Raw genomic sequence first — 24,633 nt, forward strand, 5'->3', positions numbered from 1 at the left:
AGTCGGTATTCCAGCATTGGTGTATATTGGGCATAGTTACGCTATAAACAATTTTCAAATATCGAAAATCCGACAGTAGTAACATCCAGGGCAGCATTGGACAGAATAATAATTGCTTTTTTGGATTTATCATCAAAGGCAACAAAAGACCTAAATCCACCTGTACCTCCAGAATGATGAAATAGCGTCTTACTTCCTGCTTTTTTAACACGCCAGCCCAAAGCCATAATTTGATCGTCATTTGCTAAAGTGATCTGATGAGTCAAATGAATGGCTTTTTGCAGTTTATTTTTTGAACCTAGCTGTGCCCTCATAAAAATAATCATATCGTCCAATGTAGATCTTATGGCACCAGATCCTGCCAAAGATTCCAAGTGCCAATACGATGTTGGCTTTCCTTTTTCATTGTATCCTTGTACAACCCCGGCATCTTCTAGTGATGTATTTTTCATTCCCAAGGGCAAACAAATATTGTCAATGACCAATTGTCCAAAACTTTTGTTATTATGGCGTTCTAATGCTACACCTAATACCCCCGCCCCTAAATTTGAATAAGAAAACTTGATTCCGGTCTGAGAAGAAACTTTATACTTTTTCAGAAAATGGAAGAGTGAATCAACCTTATAATGGCTATATGGATCTGCCAGAACGGCATTAGTCGTAAAAATATTATCCGGGAGCCGAGGAAATCCAGCGGTATGATTTGATAATTGCGCTAAGGTAATCGGATGACCACGCCATGCTAAAAGAGGAATAGAATCGGGTAGATATTTACTGATCGGATCCTCTAATTGCATATTGCCATCAACGACTTCTTTTGCCAATAAAAGTGAGGTGAAAATTTTTGTAACTGACCCAATCTCAAAAATACTTTTGGAAGCGTCTGGAAGTTGCTTGCTTGTCCTAGCTATAGTCCCATAACTATATCTTCTTTGTCGCTTTCCATCAATTACCGCTAACATAATACCTGTGGTAGCACCCTTTTGAATATAGGGTCTGACGAATTTTTCCACAAGCAAATCTATGGAGTCTTTTAATGGATTATTGCTCCCCACTTTGAAATTCTTATCTTCTATTAAAAATGGTAGTTCCTTAAAATTCATCCTTAGGACCTGTTTCTGGTTATCAAGCAGAACAGAAAATAATTGTTCGGAGTTTTCAAATTGAATGGTATAATTATATCCGTTGGTAGTCGAATCAACAAACGAAAAATGTTGCATTATTCCCACATTTGCGACAAACTTCCGCATTCCCAGCGAAAACTTTTCTTTTGAAATTTTAGATTGATAAGTGGCGGACGATTGCACGTAAATCTCGTCTGATTTTTTTTCATTAAAAAGTCTTTTAAACTCCTTCATAAAATAATTGTAATCGGCACGAGTAGTCTGGGCAGGTAAATACTGTACTGAGAACAGCAATAAAACAAGGAGACTGTAAAATCTATAATTTGGTTTAATTTTCATTTTTATGTATTTCGGGTTGACCTCCTCCCCGTTGTTTAGACAGTCAAAAGTGGAGTTTCGGACCTGGAGAAATCCAGTGTTTTTCCTCCTATTTAAAATTAGCAATTTACACCCAAATTCTCCACTTTTAAAATGTACTGTTTTGTAGACGGAGGTCAAATCTCCAAACTGTTTAAGCTATTTAATTTTGCTCGTATCGACAGGCCAAGCATCTCAAAAGAACGAAGATTTTTGAATAGCTATATAATGTTCATTTTCAATCCGATCTAAAGTTGAAGACTATGCTTCCGTTTTTTTATCCCAAAAACTTTTGAAATAAATATGCGGTATATCAAAATCTGGATTATCCTTCAGAAAGTTATATATAGTCGTGGCTGTTTCCGAATCCCCCAATACATAAGCGACAGTATTTTTGCAATTTTTCGGGAAATGAGTATTGATAAGATCTAAAATACTTTTGGAATCTATGGGACTTAATGTATAGCATTTTAAAGGAAAACTATGGTCAATATCCGGGAATACATCTTCTTTGTTTTCTGTATAAATCAGGCTATAAACCTCTTTACTGACCGCAAGTGCCCGGTTAATCTCATATAGATGTGATAATGCCGTAATGTCACCAATTAGAAAATAGTTTTCTCCCGATTCATCTATAACTAAATCGCCATAAGGTTCTTTGAAAAATATTGTATCACCTTCTTGTATTGTTTTTACCCAGTCCGAACCTTTGCCGTTTGAGAATGTATTAATGGCAAAATCAGCAATGTTATAAACCGGCTCATAATTCCAGAAAGAATATTTGCGGACTTCACTCTGTGGATTGTAGTAAGGATCAGAAAGAAATACATCCGCCGTAAAACCCGCAACATATTTAATTTTGGAAAATTCTGCACTTTGGATTTTGACATGAAAAGTATGTTCGGCAATCTTATTTTTTTGAAGAATAATGCCTGTAAAAATTTCTGAAGTTGTACCCTGATTGCTCATTGTCTGAAAATTAATGATGCAAATTTGGTAAGACTTTCAGCCTAAAACATTGACTTGAGTCAAAAAAGAAAAATCAGAGTTTAGATTTCAAACGACTGAGTGTTTCCTGCGATATATTGAGATAAGAGGCGACCATTTTGTTGGACAGCCGACGTACTATAATCGGGTTTTCGTCCAGTAACTGGCGGTATTTTTCCAGTGCATCCTGAATGAGAAACGACATCAGGCGTTTGGTATTGGTAACGTAAGCAATTTCAAGATAAATGCGGTAAAACTTTTCCCATTGCGGGACAATCTCCAAAAGATGGTAAAAATTTTTGTGCGTGATATAATACACTTCTGAATCTTCTACTGCCTGAATGAATTCCTCAGAAGGCTCCGAAGTTATAAAACTGACCAAAGCCGTGGCAAACTGATTTTCAAAAGCAAAATACCGTGTAGAATCCTGCCCTTCATCATTGATAAAGAAAATACGCACGCAGCCCTTAATCACGAAAAACGTCCTTTGACTGGATTGCCCGTCCGTAAGAAGCAACTCATTCTTCTTTACCTTCATCGGTCTGAAACAAGAAAGAATAGTTGCCAATTCCTCATCGGTTACGGATATCTTGCTTTTGATATAAGAAATTAAAAGTTCTTCCATTCCATTGAAATCAGTCTCGGGTAAATCTACCAATAAATGATAAAACTTGGTATTACTTGGTTTAAAAATCATCATTCAGATGTTATTTCATCTTCTGAAGCTCCGGCTTTCCAATAACTGCAGGTGTAAATAAGATGTTTATTCCATTCAAGTTCCTTTCGGAAATATTCACGCAGTTCTTTTACCGTTTTATATTCCGCTGCCACATAAATATAAGTACCTTTTTCATTATCAGAAAAACGATGCAGTAATGCCTTTTCTGCTAAACGACTTCCTTTTTCGGGTTGTGTATTATGCAACCATTCCACTTCAACAGGAGCAGCTGAACATATTTGTAGCTCATCCTCCTTGCTGGGCACTTCCACAATAACCTTAGCTGAGACGGTAGCCGGCAACTGTTCCAAAATAGCGGTAATGACCGGCACTGCCGTGGCATCACCCACAAAAAAATAAGCATCTGCTTTAGGAACTAATGCCCTACTGCTTTCTTTCATCCCGATGCCTAAAGGATAGCCTGGTTTTGCATTTATCGCCCAGGCAGAAGCCGGACCATTTTCGCCGTGGGAAACAAAATCAATCGTCAACTCTTTATTTTGCAGGTCAATTTTGCGGTTGGTATAAGTTCTTGTAAAAGTAGCATATTCGTCCTTTACCTCTGAACCAGATACGGTAACATAGCCGACATCGCCATCTTTCGTTGGTATAAAAATTTTATTATTAGAGCCTTCCTGCACGTTGGACAATAAATGCATTTGTTCATCTGAAATTCCAAAAACCACACGGATAAAGTGTGGCGTAAGGAATTCTTTTCTTTTGACGGTAAATATAGAGCGTATTTTGCGTGTATTGGTTTGATTTGTCATAGCATATTTGTTTTTATAAAAGTATTTCATTTAGCAGTAGAGTTTCCTCTGTATGGTATTTTCTATACTCAATAATATCTTCAATTGATAATACCATCAAGTCGTTTTTACCGGCAAATTCTATAATCTCTGGCAGGCGTGACATCGTACCATCATCATTCATTAATTCACATAAAACAGACATTGGCTTTAGTCCTGCCAGTTTCATCAAGTCAATACTGCCTTCGGTATGCCCGTTTCTTCCCAAAACACCGTTATCATTGGCTCTTAACGGAAATATATGCCCGGGACGCACTAAATCACCGGGCTGGGCATCGTCAGCACAAGCGGCCTTTATAGCGGCTATTCTGTCGGAAGCAGAAAGTCCGGTTGTTGAACCTTTTTTAGCATCAATTGAAATCGTAAAAGGCGTATGAAACGGACTGGAATTATCATTCACCATATAAGGCAATTCCAATTCATCTGCTTTTTCATGAGTAAGGCAAAGACAAACGACACCGCTACAATGACGAATCATTTGTACCATATTCTGTACATCCATTTTTTCGGCAGAAAAAATAAGGTCGCCTTCATTTTCCCGGTCTTCATCATCGATTAACAACATACCCTTGCCCAAACGCAACTCTTTTATTGCATTTTCAACTCGTTCTTTTGCGTTAGCCCCGAATAATTCTAAGGTGTTCTTCATTGTTAGATTCTTTTTACTTTTTGTTAAACATTAAAATTATAATTGACAAGACACAGCTTATGCCCCCGAATAAATATACTGTCTGATAATTGAACCATCCTGCTATCAGACCCGCCATCGGACCGGCAATACCCAACGACAGATCCACGAATGCGACATAAGCCCCAAGAGCAGTTCCCCTCATTTGAGGTTTCACCTTTTTAATGGCTAATACGCCCAAGGCGGGAAATACCAAAGAAAAACCAATACCGGTCAATCCACATCCGATAATAGCAACGGTTTTGGAAACCGAAGTCCAGATGAATACCTGTCCGACTACTTCAATAATCAACGATATTAAAGCAATTTTGTATCCTCCGAATCGGTCCGGAAAAGAAGCAAAAAATATCCGTGTCAATACATAGCATGCTCCGAAAACCATAAATGCAAGTGAGGCATCTCCCCAGTTTTTTTCAGTAAAGAACAACGCGATAAAAGAAGCGATACACCCAAATGCCAAAGAAGAAAATGCAAGACTTAATCCCTGACCTGATATGGCTCCGATTACTTTGTAAAAAGGTGTTCTGGTATGGCCTTTATCGACAGGGATAGATGGGAGCTTTGCAGTAGCCAGCCAGCTCACAAATGGTAGTACTATAATCAGTAAAAATGCCGGTAAATCCCCAAAAGATTTCCCTAACCAAATACTTAACGGTGCCCCGATTGCAATCCCCGCATACATTGCAATACCATTCCAAGTCATTACTTTTCCGGAATTGGAATGTCCAACCAAACCGATACCCCAGGTTAAAGCGCCGGTGACCAAAAAACTTTCACCAACTCCGTGAATAATTCTCGCTAAAAGAAGTAATGCCAGTGCTAGGCCTCTGTTGAACTGAAAATAAACTGCCAGAACGTAAGCTATTCCGGCAATAACCGCCAAAACAACACCTGACATTTTGCTTTTCTTCGCACCTTTGGTATCGGTTGTTTTCCCTGAATAGGCCCGGGTCATAAGTGTGGACAAGAATTGAAGACCAATTACCAATCCGACAATCAGATTATTATAACCTAAAGTATTCTGTACAAACTTTGGCAGTATCCCTAATGCAATCCCTATCGTAAGGTACACTCCAAATACAGATATGATAATAGGTGTGATAGCCTGATAGAAACTAATTGTTTTCCCTTTTTCTAATGTTACACTCATAAAATTTTGTTTTTAAAATAATTCGAGGGCAAAAGTGCAATAACTGGAATGGCTAAACATTGACTTGAGTCAAAAAAGGAAAATAATTTAAAGAAATTGCATTTTATGGATTAGGGGACGTGTAATTTATTTGTTCTATTTCATGCTGAATGGTCGTAATCCAAAAATCAAGTTCCCACTCTTTTCTTCGCACGGTCTCAAGCGGGAAAACCCCTTGCTGGTAATTCTTTTCAAGCTCTTCTCTTTGATACGCTGCCAATCTTAATTCAAGTTGAAAATATGCTTTTTTACATTCGGATTGCCGGTCAGTTCCGGAAGTATTTTCCTTTTTATTTAAAAGCTGTATTTCCTCATTTCCAAGTTTAGAGATTATTACATCCCGTGCTTCTTGAAAAATATGATCATTCGCAGAAAACTGATGCAAATACGAAATAGATTTCTCCAACAGTAATTTGTTCAATCGATATTCATCATTAGAATCATTCGGTTCCGGTTTTATCAGTTTTATTAATCTTGGTAATGTTATTCCCTGAATAATCAATGTAAATAGAATCACAATAAATGAAATGAATAAAACCGTACTTCTTTGTTCAATAGTTTGCCCTGAATGAATGTTGACCGGCAATGCAAACGCCGCCGCCAAAGAAACAACACCGCGCATTCCTGACCAGGAAAGTATCAAATATTCTTTGTTTGCCTGACTGTGATTTCCTTTTGAGTTCCTGTCTCTTTTATCAAAAAGAGGAAATGCAAATAAAACAACAAAGCGAACCAGTACTAAAATCAAAAAGATTAAAAAACCGTAGAAAATCAAAGTCAATATTTGCAGTGAAGGAATGTCGGAAATAATTTTAGGCAATTGCATTCCCAAAAGCAGAAATACCAAACCGTTAAGTATAAATATCATTACCTCCCAAAAATGTCCCATCTGAATACGGCTATTTGCCGTAAAAACAGAAAATGAATTCCACGAAAGATACATTCCCAAAACGACAACGGCCAAAACTCCTGAACATCCTAAATGTTCTGCCAAGCTGTATATCGCAAATGGTAACAATACTACAGCAAAAGTTTCTACGTTGCTGTTGTCATTTATAAATCGATGAGCTTTTAAGAAAAGAAAGCCAATAAATATGCCCATCACAATCCCTCCCAAGCTAACTAAGATAAACTGATAGCTCGCCTCCCACAAAGAAAAAGCACCACTAACAACTGCTATTACAGCAAATTTATAAGCGATCAATGCAGAAGCATCATTCAACAGACTTTCGCCTTCCAGTATTGTCGTTAATCGTTTTGGTATAGGAATATTTTTTGTAATACTGGTTGCAGCAACAGCATCTGGAGGAGAAATAACAGCTCCCAAAACAAATGAAAGTGCCCAACCAAAACTGGGGATCAAACTATGCACAAATACTGCAACAATAGTTGTTGTCAGAAACACCAAGCCAAAAGCGAGTAGGGAAATTCTCGGCAATTCTTTCTTAAAATCAGGTATTGATGTATTCCACGCAGCATCAAATAATATCGGAGGCAATACGACGTAAAAAATCATTTCAGGATTCAGATCCATTGACGGCAATAAATGCGTAAGACTTAAAACTAAACCAGCAATCACCAATAAAATTGGCAGCGCCATTTTTATCTTGTCTTTTACTGAAATGATAATAATAAGTATAATTGATATCCAGATAATTCTTTGCAGCTCCTCCATATGTTCAAAAATTGTCTGCGAAATTATTAGTTAGAATTATATAGAACTATGACCTACATCAAAATCGGAAAATGATCAGAAACAGATTCCATCCAATGGCTATCTTCCCGCCTAAGTTAAAGAAAACGAGCTTCGTTCTTAAATCTTAACGCTTTGGACTGTCTAAAAAACGTAATCAAGCATAGTGATGAGGAAGAGTTTAGTAAGAAGATTCTCTTCTGAAGACATTCAAACTGAAAGAGAACAAATTCAGCAGCATAGAATTGGCCGTTGCTTCCTGTTAGATCAAATTTGTGACAAACACGCAATAAAAAGGCCCCGAATCAATACTGATTGAGGGCCTCACATATAAAGCTAAACAAGTCGCCACCTAAGACTTTTCAGCTTTTATATCATTGCTTTTATAGTTCCACAATCCGAATGGCAAAGCCACCACCAGGTGCAGACTTCTGCTTTAACTTACTTTTATTATTTATTTTAAGCTTTTTAATCACATAAGCCTGAGGATTGGTTTTATAATGGGCATCTGGAGCATCGGCGTAGATCGTAGCTTCATATTTTTTGCCTGCGGCTAAAAAACCAAAATCCACTATCGATTCATGTCCGTTCTCCCCGCTGACATTCCCGACAAACCATTCATTTTTACCTTTTGATTTACGGGCTATCGTTAGGTATTCTCCCGGTTCTGCTTCGAGATATAGGCTACTGTCCCAATCGACGGCAACATCTTTGATAAACTGAAAAGCATCCCTAAAACGCTCATAATTCTCAGGGAGGTCGGCTGCCATCTGCAATGGGCTGTACATGGTCACATACAAGGCCAGCTGGTTGGCTAAGGTCGAATTGACATGGGATGTATTCTTAGGATTGATCTTTTGGATGTCCATCTCAAAGATGCCCGGTGTATAGTCCATCGGTCCACCGATAAGCCGCGTAAAAGGTAAAATGGTAACATGGTTTGCATGGTTACCCCCGAATGCCTGATACTCTGTGCCACGTGCAGACTCATTACCGATCAGATTGGGCCAGGTACGTGATAAACCTGTCGGACGTACGGCTTCATGCGCATTAACCATAATCTTATATTTAGCAGCTTTCTCCAAGGCATATTGATAATGGTTATTGATCCACTGACTATAATGATATTCGCCTCGAGGAATAATATTGCCTACATAGCCACTTTTGACAGCCTCATAACCATTGTCTTTCATAAATCTATAAGCGCTATCCAAATAACGCTCATAATTGCGGACTGCTCCCGAGGTCTCGTGATGCATAATCATCTTAACGCCCTTTTGCTTGGCATAATCCCGGATGCCTGCCAGATCAAAATCGGGATAGGGTGTAACAAAATCAAACACATGATCTTTGGCATTGCCAAACCAATCTTCCCAGCCAATATTCCAGCCCTCAACTAATACGCCATCAAACCCGTGTTGTGCTGCGAAATCAATGTAACGTTTTACATTCGCCGTCGTAGCACCATGTTTGCCATGAGGCTTCACTTTGCTATAGTCCGTTTCACCTAGATGTACACTAGGAAGGTCATAGGTATAGGACCACTCGCTCTTTCCGGTAATCATCTCCCACCATACACCTACATATTTAGTAGGCTTTATCCACGAAGGATCTTTAATTTTAGTGGGCTCATTGAGGTTGAGCGTCATCCGGGAAGCCAAAATATCTCTGGCATCATCACTTACCATAATTGTGCGCCAGGGGCTCCGAGCAGGCGTCTGCAAATTGCCTTTGGTCCCATTGGCATCGGGTGTCAGCCAAGATTGAAACACAAAATTTTTGTCATCCAGATTAAGATGCATACAGGCATAATTAATTAAAGCCGCTTCGTGGATATTGATATATAGCCCGTCGTCACTTTTCATCATCAAAGCCGTCTGTACACCTGTAGGCGAAAATGGGGTCTGCGAGGCATTGGGCGTAATCGCTTTGGCCATCAATCCTCTGATCTCAGACAGACGAGACTTGGTGTAATCATACTCCTGAGTATCGTAATCTCCTGGAATCCAAAAGGCTGTATGATCGCCATTCATTGCAAATTGCGTTTTTTCCTCTTTTACAACGAGATAAGTCATCTCCTTTTGTTCGGGAAATTCGTAGCGAAATCCCAAACCTTGGTCAAATAATCTGAAACGGACCACAAGTTTTCTTTTGGACGTTTTCTGTTGCAAGCTAATGGTTAGTTCGTTGTAATGGTTTCGAATCTCACTTTCTTCGCCCCAAACAGGATTCCAGCGCTCATCAACATGTTTGCTTTCTTGTGCCGTCTCTTCAAACTCGTCATACAGTGAACTGGATAACGGTTCTCCATTGCCTTCTCCTGCCCCTGAAAATTCAACTTTCTTGGTATTGCCGGTCAATTCCAATCCTAACTTACTGGGTTTGATTACAGCTTTGCCTTTATAACTCAAGGTATACGTTGGTGCACCTGATGCATCCAGTGAAAACTGAAGTTTCAATTTTCCCGAAGGCGAAAGCAGCTCTTGGGCTTGCAGTCCCAAAGTGATTAAAAATAAACTCATCAAGAGCGTCGTTTTCTTCATTTTTTATGATAATTAGTGGATTTTTATATTTTTCGCATTTCGATTATCCGTCAACTTAACGATACAGCTCCCCTGTTGGGCATCCCATGTCCAACTGGGCTCATTTTTCTTTATCGTTGACGTTTGATTATTGTCCGCCACAGCATAGGGTATGGTCTTACCATCAATGGTGACGCCATTGGGCTTGCTTTCAATATGATAGCTTAAGTAGAGCTGTCTTCCTTTGGCAGGTATGTAGCCTTTATCCTGGGGCTGAATCGCTGTTTCAAAATCTCCTTCTGCCAGGGTTGTGCAGGTAAAGCGTGTCGTAGAACCAATACCTTTGAGATAATCCTGTGTCTCACCATCGTCTTCATAAAGTTCAAATATAGCGGACTCTCCTTCATAATTGGGGAAGATATGGATATAAAGGGGATGTATTGGATCCTGACCGATATATTGCATGATCGGCATCATGGGTACGATAGCACCTTTTTTGACAAACATTGGAATTCGATTTAGAGGTGCTCGGTAGGCAATCTGCTGCCCACCCAGGTATACCGTCTTTTTGTCGTTAAAATCAATCCATTCGCCATCGGGCAGATAGAGTTTTTTGATCCGTTCGCCTTTTTTCAGCACAGGGGCCACGAGGATTTCCTGTCCAAACATAAACTGATCATTGATCCCGATAACTTGGTCGTCTTGTGGAAATTCCATAAACAAGCCTCTTAATATAGGTAGACCTGTCTGATGCGCTTTGTACGCATAGGAATAGAGATATGGAAAGAGTTGATATTTGAGTTCAATGGCTGTCTTGGCATTTTTTTCAGCGACCTCACCAAATAACCAGGGTTCGACCGCATTGTTGCCCTCGTGATGGGCGCGGCTCAATGGATTAAAAATACCAAATTGCATCCAACGTGTATACAGCTCTGCCATAGCAGGGTAATCTGTAATGTCTCCACAGTAACCTGAAATATCTGTCGTCCAGAACGGAATACCGCCAAGCCCCGCCGATAATCCGACCGCAACCTGATTGGCCAATTGGCTCCAGCCTTCAGTCACTTCGGTCCCACTGCCACTATCGCCCGACCAACCAAAGGTATAGCGCTGAAGTCCGGCATAAGCTGCGCGTGTCATCTGAAAGATCCGCTTGTTGGGATTACGCTTGTCAAACTGTTCTTTCACTACCTTATCCCAGGTAAGACCGTATACATTGTGGATCTCGGCATGCATGCCTAACTGGTGTTGCATATGAAGTCTATCAACATCCTCTTCATTGCTCCAGGCGGGCTCCCCCATATCTGTCCAAAAACCACTCACACCATCGGCGAGGGGCTTCTGCTGGAGCTGCCCCCACCAGTCGGCCACGGATGGATTTGTAAAATCAACGACACCACAATTACCACCCCATGGCCAAGGCATATCATAAGATGTGCCCGTACGACGGTCCTTGACAAAATAGCCTTTTTGATGGGCCTCCTGCCACTGATTTTTATTTGCTTGCGACACCACGGGATCTTGTGAGAGAATCATCTTAAAGCCTTGTTCATTTAGCTTTTTGAGCATTCCTTTGGGATCTTTATAATTTCCTTTACGCCAGTTAAAATCTTGCAGCTCCTGTGTCCAGCCAATATCCTGATAGATGATATCACAAGGGATTTGGCGCTTTCGAAACTCGGAGGCGACCTCGAGAGCTTGATCTTCCTGTGTATAGAGTCCGCGGCTCTGCGCAAAACCAAATGCCCACCTTGGTGGCATGATCGGTCTTCCGGTCAATGCAATATAGTGCTGCTGAATTTCCTTATAGTCTTTGCCATAGATAAAATAGTAGATAAAGGGACCATCTGGTGCTTCAAAGGAGTAGGATTCTGTACTGGTGGTTCCAAAATCAAAAGCCGTTTTATAGGTATTGTCTAAAAAAATACCATAATGATAGCTGCTCATGAAAAAAGGGATACTTTTATACAATGGATCTTCCTGACTGCTATAACAGGGTTTATCGCTATTCCACATCTTGTAAGACCGGCCTCTTCGATTGAGCGGCCCAGTCTTTTCGCCTAGGCCAAAGAATTGTTCATCGGGACGCAGCACTTTGTGTGCCACGGTCTTGGTGCCGCTCGTGCTGTGTCCAAGACTTTTATAATCACCGAAAACCAACTTTTGCCACTTATCGTAAATCAGCAATTGCATGGGATTCTTGTTGAGACGGACACGCAGCTTTCCGGTGAAGATTTCGAAGGTTGCCGGTTCGTCATTCACCTTGATTTCACCAATGTCTTCAAGCTGTTCATGAACTACTGCAAAGGAAGGATTCTTCCTTTGCAGTGTGCCGCTGGCATCATACCAGATCCGAACAACAGAACTGCTACAAAAATAAAGCTCCAACTTAGCACCATCGCTGCAATTGAAAATCACCTTTCGCCCCTCGATCTGATAATCTTGGCATTGTGCCGCTTTCATCACCTGTCCTGCTGCTCCATGAACGATGGAGATAAGGCAAAACAGCATCAAATAAAAAGAGTTTAGTTTATGCATAATAGGTTTTTAATATTCGATCACAACCATGTCCCAATACTTGAGCCCCGGCAGATCGATGGTCAATTTATTTCCTGTCTGCGCTTTAGTAAGCGGAATAGCAACGCCCCCTTGCATATCGGGCGACGCCAGCCATACTCGCTTGACAGTACGTGTTACGTCGAGGTTGATCTGTAGGCCATCGATGTTGGAGGGTTCCTGTTGGGTCCCGTTAGTATCGCGCCATTCCATTGTATTGGCATCCTTAAAATTGATCAAATGGATCACATCGCGGTTAGCAAAATGTCGTCCATAGCTGGTAATACTACCTGAGGTTGCCTTACCATTGCTGATAGTCAAAGCGTTTGTTCCGGTGACACTAAAGACCGCGGCGGTACCTCCATCTCGCAATACGTTTTGGTAGGCGACCATAAAGTCATAATATTGGATCAGTTTTTCCTTTGTTGTTCCTTTAAGCTGCAGGTTGTTATTTGCAAAATATTCATTGGTCAAATAATGTTCTCCCATTTCAAGGTGAGCCCCTCCATTGGCGAAGATGACCGCATTGGTCAGCAACACGCCTGGCTCATTGACAAAGCCTGCCTGATTGGACTTAGCATAGTTCATATAAGCTGCTAGTACGGTGTTCTTACTGTAGTTGCCAAAACGGTCATTATCTTGGATAATTTTCACCAATTCATCGTATGATTTGTTGGGATCCCAAACTTCGGTATATAAAAAATCAACAGCAGATGGTGCTATCCCATACTCCTGACCGTATTGATTAACTGCATTCATCACATGATATTTGCCCGGAAAAGCCTTCTTTGACGCTGCGATGAACGGGGCGTAGCTCTGGTCTAGTTTTACTTCTTTGCCAGTATAGTCATATAGTTTTCCGCGGTCTCCCAACTGATCGATGTGATAGCCGTCAAAATTATAGACCGCAAATACATCTTGATGTCTTTTGTTAATATAGGTTTGCCAGGCCGAATTGCCGGGATCAACCAAATAGATATTGCTTCGAAAGGGTGCATTCAACGGATGCATATCTTTCTCTTGATGTTGATTATCCTTAAAAAGGTACCATTGTTCGGATACCCCATCACTTGCTGCATTGGACAAAGCGCCGTACAACAAGTTGTAGAACATCGCTTTCATTCCTTTATCATGAGCAGCCTGAATATAGCCATCAACGGTAGATTTGTAATTGGTCCGACCGATAAGATCCAGCCAGGAATCAGCCGGATTGGATACTGAACCGGCCAAAGGTTTATGTTGATCCATCTGCCAGTCATAAAACTGGATTCCATTGATATGGAAACGGTTGAGCGTTTCGACATTGCGTTGTATTGCCTGCTGATCAAGACGATCGTAATTGGATACAAATCCATACCGTGGAAACTTACGCCAGTCGGAAGATACATCCACAGCTATGCTGTAGAGCGGCTTTTTAGTTGTATCATCAGTTTTAAAAAGATAGACCATGTAGCCCCGAAAGTTTGTCGTAGGTGGTGTCCAGGTCCAGCTCGACTGTGAAAGCGGTTCCTCTTTGATCAATTCGCCCAGATAGGTATAGGCGACACTCAAATTATTGTCGGAGATAGCAGCTGTAAATGTGATCTTTTCCCCAGGTTTATAAACAGCCTTATCTGTATTGATGACAGGTTTAAAATAGGTCTGCCCATAGGTGATCGGGTCTTTGTCAATATCGTAATAGTTGTTGCAGCTCGCGCTTAGAAGCATTCCGCCGGCAGCAAAAAGTCTAAATATTCGTTTCATCTGTAAATAATTTTATCATACACTCAGAAGCTTATTATTTTCCTCCATTTTGCTGATGGAGGAAAAAGCTTAAGATTGATTTATTGTTTGACAATTGTGACTGTTTCCTGTAGCTGATCCAGTGTGATACTGTAGGTACCCGCAGTGGTCACTTTCCACTTATTATCTGGATTAGAGCCAGACTTGCTAAAGATCATCTGCTCGGTCTGCCCTGACGGTGTCTTGCCATTTTGTGAGGCCAAAAACCATGCGCCATTCCAATCAGACTGTTTATCGCAACTGAACTTTAATTCGCCAGTTTTGAGTGTTCCAGACCAGGTAAACCTATGGGGTGTATCACCCTTGACCATTGGGGTTGCTGCAGCAATATCCCAACCATTAGGCGTCGCATCGCCCACAAGATAAATAGCCGGAAATGGTGTAAAAGGAGCAATGGTAATTTTATTGGTCCGTAGATCCAGCCTGATCTTATAGGTTCCTTTATTGATCCGCCATTTATAATCACTCTTATTTTCACTTTCGGACCACTTTGCGACAGGTAGGTCTGTTCCAACGCCCTGTTGATCTGTCTCTGGGCGCAAAAAGACAACACTTGGATCAAAATCTGGCTTCGTTGCAATCTTAAACTCGTCTGCGTTATTACTAGAATTTAAGACGGCATGATACGTAAAAATAAAAGGGTCATTCGGATCTTTCGCCATAGGCTGAAAGGACCAACCGGTAAAGCCGCCCACAAACCACAATGCATCATACATAGCTCCTTCAATTTCAGTAATGGCAATAGATAGATCGATCAGATTGACTTTGACTTGGTATAAGCCAGATTTGGCAACAGTAAATGGAACATCATATGGATCTGACTCTGATTCACGATAATAGAGCTTTTCATTGCTTGTTCCTTTATTGTACGAAGGTGTAAAATTGCCCAAAGTGCTGATAAACTTAAACTCGCCCGGGCTCAATACGCCTTGCCATATAAAGGCTCCTGGTGTACCCTGTATCTGATTCATCTTGCTGGCTTTATGTGCATCCCAGCCATTGCTAGTAGCACTACCCAACATATAGAGGGTTTCGGTGATCGGCTTATAGGTTTTGACTTTTAAACTAAGGACTTGAGACAGCTGTGTTGCGCTTTGTCCGTCTTGGATCTCTGCCGTGACACGAGCTTCCAGCTGTGCTCCGCTTCCTGCTGTGATGCCAAGCTTTTCAATTAACAATTGATTAAAATCTTTGGTAACATATCTTTGTGACCGCAATCCTTTCTCAAAAGTACTGCTAATGGAAGGCTTAAAATCCTTACCTTTTTCACCGATTTCGAGGGTATACTTGATGGCTGCATTCGTTCCAAAATTAGAACCCGAAGTCCAGTCGAATACGACAGCTTCCTGCTCCGGGGCGGCAACATTCAATACAATATCTGATGTTGAGACACTGAGTTCTAAGGGACCATCGGGATAGATGACATTGCCAAAATCATCTTTACAGGACTGACAGAACAAGGACGAAATCAAGATCAAATTGATAATATAATATAGTCTTTTCATCTTTTTAAATTTGTTAGTTGGTTAATTACCAAATGGATTTAATAACCGGGATTCTGCTTCAAATTTGGATTGGCGTCAATCTCAACTTGAGGAATGGGCAACAACAAATGTTTTGCGGTCGCATTGAGCTTGCCGATGCTGTGCAGAAAGTTAAGCGCATACTGTCCATTGTCCCAGCGAATCATATCAAACCAGCGTTGTCCTTCAAAAGCAAGTTCTATTCTTCTTTCGTGACGGATTTTTTCACGCATATCAGCTTGGGAAAGTCCTGTAATTGACTTTTTGTCGGTCAAACCTGCTCGTTGTCGCACCAAATACAGGGGATCCACCGATTGAGCCGTATTGCCGAGTTCATTGAGTGCCTCAGCCTTCATCAATAGCACGTCTGCATAACGTAACACAACGATATTGGCTGCATTGGTATTGTAATCGGGTGAAATGGACAATGGAACCAAAAATTTGCGCACGTTATATCCTGTGGACGACATATTGGATTTGTAGGCCTTACCGTCGAAAAGTGGTCCTCCTTCATACAAAACAGTTTTATCTTTGCGCAAGTCTCCAGTTTCGTATTGGGAGACAAACTCAGCGGTTGGCTGATTCCAACCGTAGCCGCCGCCCACCCAGCCGGAATTGCGTGGTCCCATATAGGTACTCAGCCAGTTTGCCTGATTTTCATCGTCCCAAAATCCGGCCTTGGTAAGTCCATAATATTGTACTTCAAAGAGCGATTCGGCTGTATTTTTATGACGAGGCTCACCCCCAAAGCAATCACTATAGTCTGCATTAAGCACATACCCCAGCGACTCGACTTGATTACATTGATCAATGCACAACTGATATTGTTTTAGCGTGAGGTAAACTTTTGCCAAAAGGCCTACCGCAGCTCCTTTACTGACGCGTCCCTTATCCTGATCGGCATATTCCTCACGACGTGGTAACAGTGTAATGGCTTCCTTAAGGTCTGGTACTATAACTTCATTATAGATGCGTTCTTTGCTCACGCGAGCCGGTTTAAGATCATCTCCAGGTTTTGCAGGTACCAATGAAAGTGGCACATCGCCAAACAGCTGAACCAAAATAAAATAATAGTTCGCACGGAGGAATTTGGCTTCACCGATCAATCTGTTTTTCAATTGGAGATCTATATCCATCGAAGGGACATTTTCCAAGACGGTATTACAATATAAAATACCTGGATTGGGTCCTCGCCAAAGATCAACCGCCGAGAAATTGTCGGGGCCAGTGGAAAAATTGGACAGTTGGATCGTTTCTATTCCGTCATCGCCACCACCTGCGCCCACGGCACTATTCCCGGCCATAATGTCTAATGACCATATCCGCATATTGTATAACTTGGGTCGTTGGAGTGGCTGATATGCCGCATTGATCATTGCAACGGCAGCGGAAGCATCCTTGACGGATTCGGCACTGGGATCCTCAAGAGGTTCTTTATCCAAAAATTTTGAACATGAGCCCAACCAAAGGGGCATCGCCGCAAGAGCCATATAAAATATTTTTTTCATCATCATGAGTCTAATTGGTTAAAATCTAAGGTCCAATCCCAAGCTAAAGTTTTTTGTGATCGGGTAATTACTATTATCAACACCTCCTATCACTTCAGGATCGAAGCCAGAATACTTGGTCCAGGTGAACAAATTCTGTCCTGAAAAATAAAACCGCAACCGTCCTGCATGCAGACGTTTGGCTACAGCCTCAGGCAAGGTATAACCTACGGTCAGATTTTTCAGACGCAGGTATTTTCCCTGCTCTATAAAACGATCTGAATTACGTGTATTTTTATTGGGGTCGCTGTAAATCGCTCTGGGCACCTCGTTACTTGTTCCCTCCGCAGTCCAGCGATCAAGGACCTTAGTCGTCTGATTTCGAATTGTATACATACCCTCCAGGGTAACCCTATTGGCGTTATAGATCTGGTTTCCGGATACCCCTTGAAAGAATACTTCAAGATCTATATTTTTATAGGACAACTTATTATTCATGGCAAAACTCCAACTTGGTGTTGGATTACCTAAATAGGTACGATCATAGTCATTGACGACTCCATCTTTATTGATGTCCCTAAATTTGAGATCGCCGGGTGCCGTACTATTGGCTGGATCTGCCCCTTGGTATTGATAAGCATAACTATTCACTTCAGCCCAGTTCTGAAAAATACCATTGGTCAAATAGCCATAAAATGATCCAACAGGCTGTCCAATGGTATGGGACTGATAACCGTAGTAAATAGGTACATCGCCATCAAGTCTAACAACCTTATTTCTATTATAGGAGATATTGAAATCGGTATTCCACACCAATTCTCCTTTTAGGTTTTGGCTACGTAAACTCAATTCCCACCCCTTGTTTTCTACCTCTCCGGCATTAATCATTGGCGTATAGCTGTCTGAATATCCTGTCGTAATGGGCACGCTCATCTTGACAAGCATATCTGAGGTTTTTTTGATGTAAGCATCCATCGTCAACTGGATCCTGTTTTTGAAAAAACTTGCATCAATTCCAACATTCTGTTGTTTGATCGTTTCCCAGCGTATGCCTGGGTTAGGCATAACGAGTGGGTACAATGTCGAAACGGGAATACCATTGAAAACATATTGACCAGTTTTTAAGCGAGCGGACGCAGCATAGTTGTCCAACACGGCCTGATTACCGGTAACTCCATAACCGATACGGAGTTTAACATCACTCCAAAAATCATTTTTGTTAAAAAAAGACTCTTCAGAGATACGCCAGGCGGCAGAAAAAGAAGGAAAAGTCCCCCAACGGTTGGCTGTAGCAATTCTTGATGTACCATCACGACGTACGGTGGCCGTAAGGAGATAGCGATTTTTAAACGTATAATTGGCGCGTCCGAAGAATGACAATAGCGCCCATTCGTTGCGGCTCCCACCTACGGTTGGATCTAACAAACCATTGTTTAACTGGTTATTATTGTCGGAAAGAAACTCCTTGATGCTTCCATTCATGTAATTATAATCATTGTTTTGCGCACTAGATCCTAACATCACATTGACTTCGTGTCCCCCGTCGAAAGTATTTGCATAAGTAAGAGTATTGTCCCACAAATAGGTGAGGCTCTTGTTGAAGCTTTCACTCCGATAGGAGTTAGGAACGGGGATCGGTTTCCAATTGTATTTAGGCGAAAAGGTCATATTGTCCCAAGCCTTATAATCGAGGCCAAACAAAGTTTTGAAGGTGAAATGATTCAAGAAACTTGCTTCCGCATAGATATTTCCAAGAAGATTATAGCCTTTCGTTGTATTTTGTTCAAGCATGGCAGTACCGATTGGATTGCGCAGGTCGCCATAGAATATAGCTTCATTTCCAGGACCTGAATAGGTGCCGTCTTCATTGAAAATTGGTTGTGTGGGCAATGAGGCCAACGTATTCAATACGCTATAGGAACCATTGTGTTTTACATCATGGCTTAGCGTGAGCGTATTGCCCAATTTGAGCCATGCTGTCTGTTTAGCTTCATTGTTAAACTGAAAATTATACCGTTTGTAATCGGTGTTTTTCACGATGCCATCCTGATTGAGTATGCCAGCAGAGACGTAGTACGTATTCTTTTCGCCACCACCAGCATAACTAAGGGCATAATTAGCTAATTTACCTGTCTGTAAGAGTGCATCTAGCCAATCTGTTCCTCGGCCAAGCAATGTAGGATCGGCAAAATCGGGTCGTTGACGGTTATTGTTGTTGGCCATCATCTCATTGTGCAGCGATGCAAACTGTTGTGCATTCAGCATTTTGGGCAAACTCGTTGCCTGCTGAATCGCATAATTGGCACTTGCCGTAATACTGCCTTTATTTTTATTACCCTTTTTTGTTGAAATCAATACAACACCATTGGCTCCTCGGGAACCATAAATGGCAGTAGCAGAAGCATCCTTGAGGATATCGATTGTCTCCACATCATTTGGATTAAGCGCATTGAGAGACAGATCTGTTGGAACGCCATCAATCACTAACAATGGTGCACTATTGTTGATTGACCCCAGACCTCGGATCTGTATGGATACATTGCTTCCGGGCGCACCTGAGTTGATAACCTGTACACCAGAGGCACGTCCTTGAAGGGCCTCGCCAACATTTGCCACAGGCTTATCTTTCATTGCCTCGGCACCCACAGAGGCTAAAGAACCCGTCAGATCTTTCTTTTTAACGGTCCCATATCCGATAACAACCACTTCGTCAAGTGCTGTGTTATCCTTGACTAGTATAATATCATAAATTGATGCATTGTCGACTTTTACTTCCTGAGTCTTGTAGCCGATATAGGAGATGCTCAAAACTGAACCATGTGCAACGGTCATTTTAAAATGGCCATTTCGATCTGTCTGTACTTGTTGGGTTGTCCCCTTGTTGCTGACAGAAACAGCTTCAATAGCTAGCTTGTTTTCGTCTTTTACAGTACCCTGAATCTCCCTTTGCTGTGCAAATGAATTTAAACAGATCAAAATCATTAAAAGCATGAGAATGGGATACGTAAAACGTAATCGCCCCTGGTTTTTCATAAAATTTGATTTTTACGTATTACTTATAATTGTTATTTAATTTCGATTTGAAACTAGTGTCAAATCGCCCCCTAATTGGTTTATCCAAAAATAAGAGGATCAAGGAGCAGATAAAAGAGGTGTATCGCCGAATATAGAAACAACAAAAACGTAAAAACCTAAAAAACAGAATATTATATCAAATAAAACAAAGAAATATATAGAAGATTAGGTCAATAATTTAGGGCTTTTCGACCTATTTTTGTGACCAATTCATCAAAATCTTCGCGCGGGACGGCAGCTTTATTTCTGAATTTGGTCCGGTAGGTATAAATGGTATTGGTTGAATAGTGCAGGAAACGGGCTATCTTTGCGCTGTCTGTAATACCCAAACGTATCAATGCAAAAATACGGAGTTCAGGGCTCAGTACTTCATTTGGCTTCAAGACGACTTGCATATCAGGGACTAACAGTGCATTGAAATCTTCCACAAAGTTCGGATACAAGTGCAAAAATACATGATCAAAAGTGGCGTATAATTCTCTTACTTCATGGTCGATCATATCGCGTGATTTAAGCATCTGCTTGAGCTCTTCGATCTTCTTGGCCATGACCATCTTGTTGAGCGAAATCTGATATTTTTCGAGCTTATCAATATATAAGGAACATAAGTTTAGGAACTCACCGATATAGGCTTCTTTGATGTGATTGGTTTCTGCCAACTCGCTATTCATAGACAGCACTTCGCTATTGGTGGTATGAAGTTCGTCATTGGCTGTATTCAATTGCTGATTGAGCACCTGCAATTTTTGATTGAGTTCGAAGAGCTCTCTACGGACGCGATTTACCCGCTTCATCTGCCTGTATATCAAAATAACTGCTATAATGAGGCACAGCGATAGGATACTGACAATCGCTAGAAAGATTGTCAATTTTGCCTTTTGTTGTAATTCATTTTCTTGATAAGCTGAGTTTATGATTGGAAAGATCTGCGAAGCTTCATAGGTCCGGAAACGGGCATTACAAAATATAGCATCCTCCATTGACGATTTGATACAGCTATAGGCTTCTTCAATATGGTTTGACTTATACAATAAGGTCGCTAATGCCTGCATCGAGGCATTCTCCTTGATGGCATTTTTAATATCACTAATTGCGGATAGCGTCAAATATTTGCGTTGAAGGTCAGCATTTCCTTCCTTTTCATAGATATTAGCCAGGGCATAACATAAGATGGCATGTTCATGATCCTCTTTTCGGGAAAGATCAAGCATATACATCAAACTCTTTTTCGCTTCCTCAAATTTCCCTTCATCATGGAGCTTTTCGGCATAAACTATACGGTATTGACTACTTGTCGTGTCCAGTTCACTTAAGAGCGAATCGCGATAGCGGTCACTCCGAATGGCATACTGCCGATCGTCTGTATTTGAAAATGAATAAAATTTATAGAGCCTTTTCCACGCATCGTAATACTTGATCAACAGTTCTCTAGGAAGCTTGTTCTTCTCTGCAGCGGCCAATAACTTATAGGCATCAATATACATACCTGCTGTGAAGTAAAATGAAGCAAGGTCCAGATTACTCTCATTGACTTGGAAGGAATCGCCGCTCTTTTGTGCTAACTTTACATTTCCCCTGGCATATATAATCGCAGAATCTAGTTTATATGAAGCATATTCTTGATAAAGGAGCTTGTTTAATTCGTATTGTCCGGAAGCGTTATTTGTTGATTTCTGAAGCTGTCGTACCAAATCGTCTATTCTCGCTTCTTTGATAGCCATAAACTCTTCCTTTTTGTCGATCATCTGAAGCAGTTGTATCAATGAAGTATCCTGTCCGGTTCCTGCTTTACATAGGATAACCGATATGACAATCAATAGGACACATACGACAGGTCTATACATGATACTTTAAACCAAAAGTGACAAAACACAATAGTAACATTTTCTAGGCTTAAAACAAAACGAGTAATACTCTTCTTGAATCATTCTCGCGGGAATATATTTATGAAAAGATGCTTTATAGGTGAATGTAGCAAATTCTAACACATCAACATCCCATTATCTAATCATAAAGAATTGTCTCTACTTTAGCGCCAATTATTTTTAGCATCCTTTCAAATCCGACATCTGTCGGATGAGTACCGTCCACGGTTCCTTCCGAATCATCACCTATTAAATGATCGGTTGGCAAGTAGTACAGGTCTTTATAGCCGGCTTGCAGCAGTTTTTCATATTGTAACCTAAAATTCCTATTCTGTTCGGTCAATCGTGCTTTCCACTTTAAATTATAATTGCTTATCTGCCGTGTAATACTTTCTATTAACAATATAGGGACTTGCGGATGAGATTTACGAAGCCGTGCCACGAAATTAAAGGTTCTTTCCTTCACCTCCTCGGGACTGCTATTTGGTACACAATCCAAAATGAACAAATCAACAGTACCGATATCACTGAGCATATCGGCAACAGCCGGCTCCATACGGGCATTTCCGCTCACTCCCATATTAATCACGTTAGCATTTAATTTACGCCCTAATTGAGCCGGATAAGCTAAGCCTGGACGGCTTGCTGAGGCGCCATGGACAATACTAGACCCATAAACCACCACTGTTTTATTAAAAGATTGCCTAGTGGCTAAAAAGGAAGCTTTCTCATCAATAATCACGTCAAAATCCAATAATTCTTTGTACAAAGGAAAATAAAGAAGAAATTCTTTCTCAGTGTTAGCCATATCTTCGACCATTATACCTTTACTTTCTGCATTCTTGAGATCGGGACGCCCCACCCCGGCAAATCGCCAACCATTGGGTTCTCTCACATATACATCAAATCCCCGTGACATAATCGGGGTCGAATTATTGCCCAATTCTGCATCGACAGTCTTCCATCTCAAGGATAGTTTACTAGTATTACTTTTAAAAGTGACAAACATTCCTGTAGCATGTGTATACAATTTCTTTACGGCAGCAGGAAGATCTTTATACTTTAGTGTGTCTACCCGATGATATCTTGGGGTATTTTCAAAAGGCCTGCTTTGAATCTCAAATTTAGATGCAGGAATAACTTGCTGCGCATAACTAGAAAATGAACTATAAGTAAGGATGATTAAGAAAAGCGTACCGATCTTTTTTTTCATTGCACTTTAAATTAATTTAAAAGAATCATAGTTGATTAGTCATTATTGTTTCTACTCTTGAAACGGCTTCCTTCAACAACGCGGAGAATACTCCGATAAACATTTTGCTATTACAAGATAATAGAATCCGCCCTTATAAGGGCGGATTCTATTATTTACTGAGCGTGAACTCTATAAATGTTGGGTAATGATCGGAAATATAATGTGTATATTCATTTTTGATAATGCCGCTTTTGGTAATGCGTGCTGCTGCTGCTGAATTAGCCCAAATAAAATCAATACGTTTGGGATGACCGGTATTATTTTGCTTAATATTCCCATTACCATCTTTAAAGGTCGGAACAGAACTTTCAAACTCCTTATGTAACAATCGATAGGTATCTTGAAATCCTGCGTCATGCAATTTGCTCAGTACAGAATAATCGATCGCCCCATTTCGCAAATTACGGATGTGATCATTTTTTTGCTCATTTTGCTTCATGGCGTCCAAGACTTCCTTACCATATTTATCCTTGTCCGAGATATCCAGGGAATTAAAGTCACCCATAATCAGTACAGGTTCGTTACCAGGAATTTCATTGACTTGTGCCAAAATATCGGTCACTTCCTTCAAACGCTTCTGATAACTAAATGGCGAAAAATGAATGACAAAAAAATGTATGCCTTTTATTTTTGCATAGATGTAGCTATGCCACATATTTTCAGTGACTTTCCTAAAATTGACCAAAGGATACTTGGAGGTAATGGCCACAGGAAATCCATCTTCCTTAGATTGCAGAACATAGTCGTGACCGATACGCTGTCCCAATTGTTCCAGCGTCTTTTGCGTATATCCATTCATTTCTTCTAGTGCAATCACATCCGGCTTCCAGTCCTGTGCAAAGTTTACAAACCGATCTATATTGACCGAATCTTTCTTTAATCCATAAAGGACATTATACGAGACAATCTTTAATGTTTCCTGCGCATATGCTACGCACACACTCACAGCCATAATGATAGCAACAACAATTGCATTTTTATAGTTTTTCATTTTATTTTTCTT

The 24,633-nt window shown here is 40.7% G+C and carries 16 protein-coding genes; all 16 read right to left on the reverse strand.

Features of this window, described 5'->3' with window-relative positions:
• Window positions 1-41 precede the first annotated feature (41 nt).
• The gene (locus tag AB1Z56_RS13635; RefSeq protein ID WP_426792358.1) at window positions 42-1,463 is read right to left on the reverse strand and encodes a serine hydrolase domain-containing protein; all 1,422 of its coding nucleotides are present in this window, start codon (window positions 1,461-1,463) and stop codon (window positions 42-44) included.
• Between the two features lie 279 nt (window positions 1,464-1,742).
• On the reverse strand, window positions 1,743-2,450 hold the full coding sequence (locus AB1Z56_RS13640; RefSeq protein WP_309362721.1) for an FAD-binding oxidoreductase: 708 nt from the start codon (window positions 2,448-2,450) through the stop codon (window positions 1,743-1,745).
• 73 nt (window positions 2,451-2,523) lie between these two features.
• Entirely contained in the window at window positions 2,524-3,168 is a 645-nt protein-coding gene (locus tag AB1Z56_RS13645; RefSeq protein WP_426792359.1) for a Crp/Fnr family transcriptional regulator, read from the reverse strand.
• Window positions 3,165-3,956 carry a siderophore-interacting protein gene (locus tag AB1Z56_RS13650; RefSeq protein WP_426792360.1) on the reverse strand — a complete coding sequence of 264 codons (792 nt, stop codon included), beginning with the start codon at window positions 3,954-3,956 and terminating at the stop codon, window positions 3,165-3,167. The genes AB1Z56_RS13645 and AB1Z56_RS13650 overlap by 4 nt, the downstream gene beginning before the upstream one ends.
• Window positions 3,957-3,969: 13 nt before the next feature.
• Window positions 3,970-4,644: a 3,4-dihydroxy-2-butanone-4-phosphate synthase gene (gene ribB, locus AB1Z56_RS13655; RefSeq protein WP_309362718.1), complete on the reverse strand. Its 675-nt coding sequence runs from the start codon at window positions 4,642-4,644 to the stop codon at window positions 3,970-3,972.
• 13 nt (window positions 4,645-4,657) lie between these two features.
• Window positions 4,658-5,833: an MFS transporter gene (locus AB1Z56_RS13660; RefSeq protein WP_309362717.1), complete on the reverse strand. Its 1,176-nt coding sequence runs from the start codon at window positions 5,831-5,833 to the stop codon at window positions 4,658-4,660.
• Between the two features lie 103 nt (window positions 5,834-5,936).
• On the reverse strand, window positions 5,937-7,547 hold the full coding sequence (locus AB1Z56_RS13665; protein ID WP_426792361.1) for a Na+/H+ antiporter: 1,611 nt from the start codon (window positions 7,545-7,547) through the stop codon (window positions 5,937-5,939).
• Between the two features lie 401 nt (window positions 7,548-7,948).
• On the reverse strand, window positions 7,949-10,108 hold the full coding sequence (locus AB1Z56_RS13670; RefSeq protein ID WP_426792362.1) for a glycoside hydrolase family 97 protein: 2,160 nt from the start codon (window positions 10,106-10,108) through the stop codon (window positions 7,949-7,951).
• 12 nt (window positions 10,109-10,120) lie between these two features.
• Complete coding sequence (locus AB1Z56_RS13675; protein WP_426792363.1) at window positions 10,121-12,625, reverse strand: glycoside hydrolase family 31 protein; 2,505 nt, start codon at window positions 12,623-12,625, stop codon at window positions 10,121-10,123.
• Between the two features lie 9 nt (window positions 12,626-12,634).
• Window positions 12,635-14,386: a glycoside hydrolase family 66 protein gene (locus AB1Z56_RS13680; RefSeq protein ID WP_426792364.1), complete on the reverse strand. Its 1,752-nt coding sequence runs from the start codon at window positions 14,384-14,386 to the stop codon at window positions 12,635-12,637.
• 80 nt (window positions 14,387-14,466) lie between these two features.
• Window positions 14,467-15,930, reverse strand: a complete 1,464-nt coding sequence (locus AB1Z56_RS13685; RefSeq protein ID WP_426792365.1) for a SusF/SusE family outer membrane protein — start codon at window positions 15,928-15,930, stop codon at window positions 14,467-14,469.
• Between the two features lie 38 nt (window positions 15,931-15,968).
• Window positions 15,969-17,462, reverse strand: coding sequence for a RagB/SusD family nutrient uptake outer membrane protein (locus AB1Z56_RS13690; RefSeq protein WP_309362711.1), 1,494 nt, complete (start codon window positions 17,460-17,462; stop codon window positions 15,969-15,971).
• Window positions 17,463-17,474: 12 nt separating this feature from the next.
• The gene (locus AB1Z56_RS13695; RefSeq protein WP_426792366.1) at window positions 17,475-20,468 is read right to left on the reverse strand and encodes a SusC/RagA family TonB-linked outer membrane protein; all 2,994 of its coding nucleotides are present in this window, start codon (window positions 20,466-20,468) and stop codon (window positions 17,475-17,477) included.
• Window positions 20,469-20,680: 212 nt separating this feature from the next.
• Window positions 20,681-22,354, reverse strand: a complete 1,674-nt coding sequence (locus AB1Z56_RS13700) for a DUF6377 domain-containing protein (protein ID WP_426792367.1) — start codon at window positions 22,352-22,354, stop codon at window positions 20,681-20,683.
• Between the two features lie 160 nt (window positions 22,355-22,514).
• Window positions 22,515-23,588 (reverse strand): SGNH/GDSL hydrolase family protein, encoded by a 1,074-nt coding sequence (locus AB1Z56_RS13705; protein WP_426792368.1) that lies wholly within the window; start codon window positions 23,586-23,588, stop codon window positions 22,515-22,517.
• A 151-nt stretch (window positions 23,589-23,739) separates the two neighbouring features.
• On the reverse strand, window positions 23,740-24,621 hold the full coding sequence (locus tag AB1Z56_RS13710; RefSeq protein ID WP_426792369.1) for an endonuclease/exonuclease/phosphatase family protein: 882 nt from the start codon (window positions 24,619-24,621) through the stop codon (window positions 23,740-23,742).
• Window positions 24,622-24,633: the final 12 nt, after the last annotated feature.

The organism is Sphingobacterium sp. WOUb80, from assembly GCF_050058145.1.
GTDB lineage: Bacteria > Bacteroidota > Bacteroidia > Sphingobacteriales > Sphingobacteriaceae > Sphingobacterium.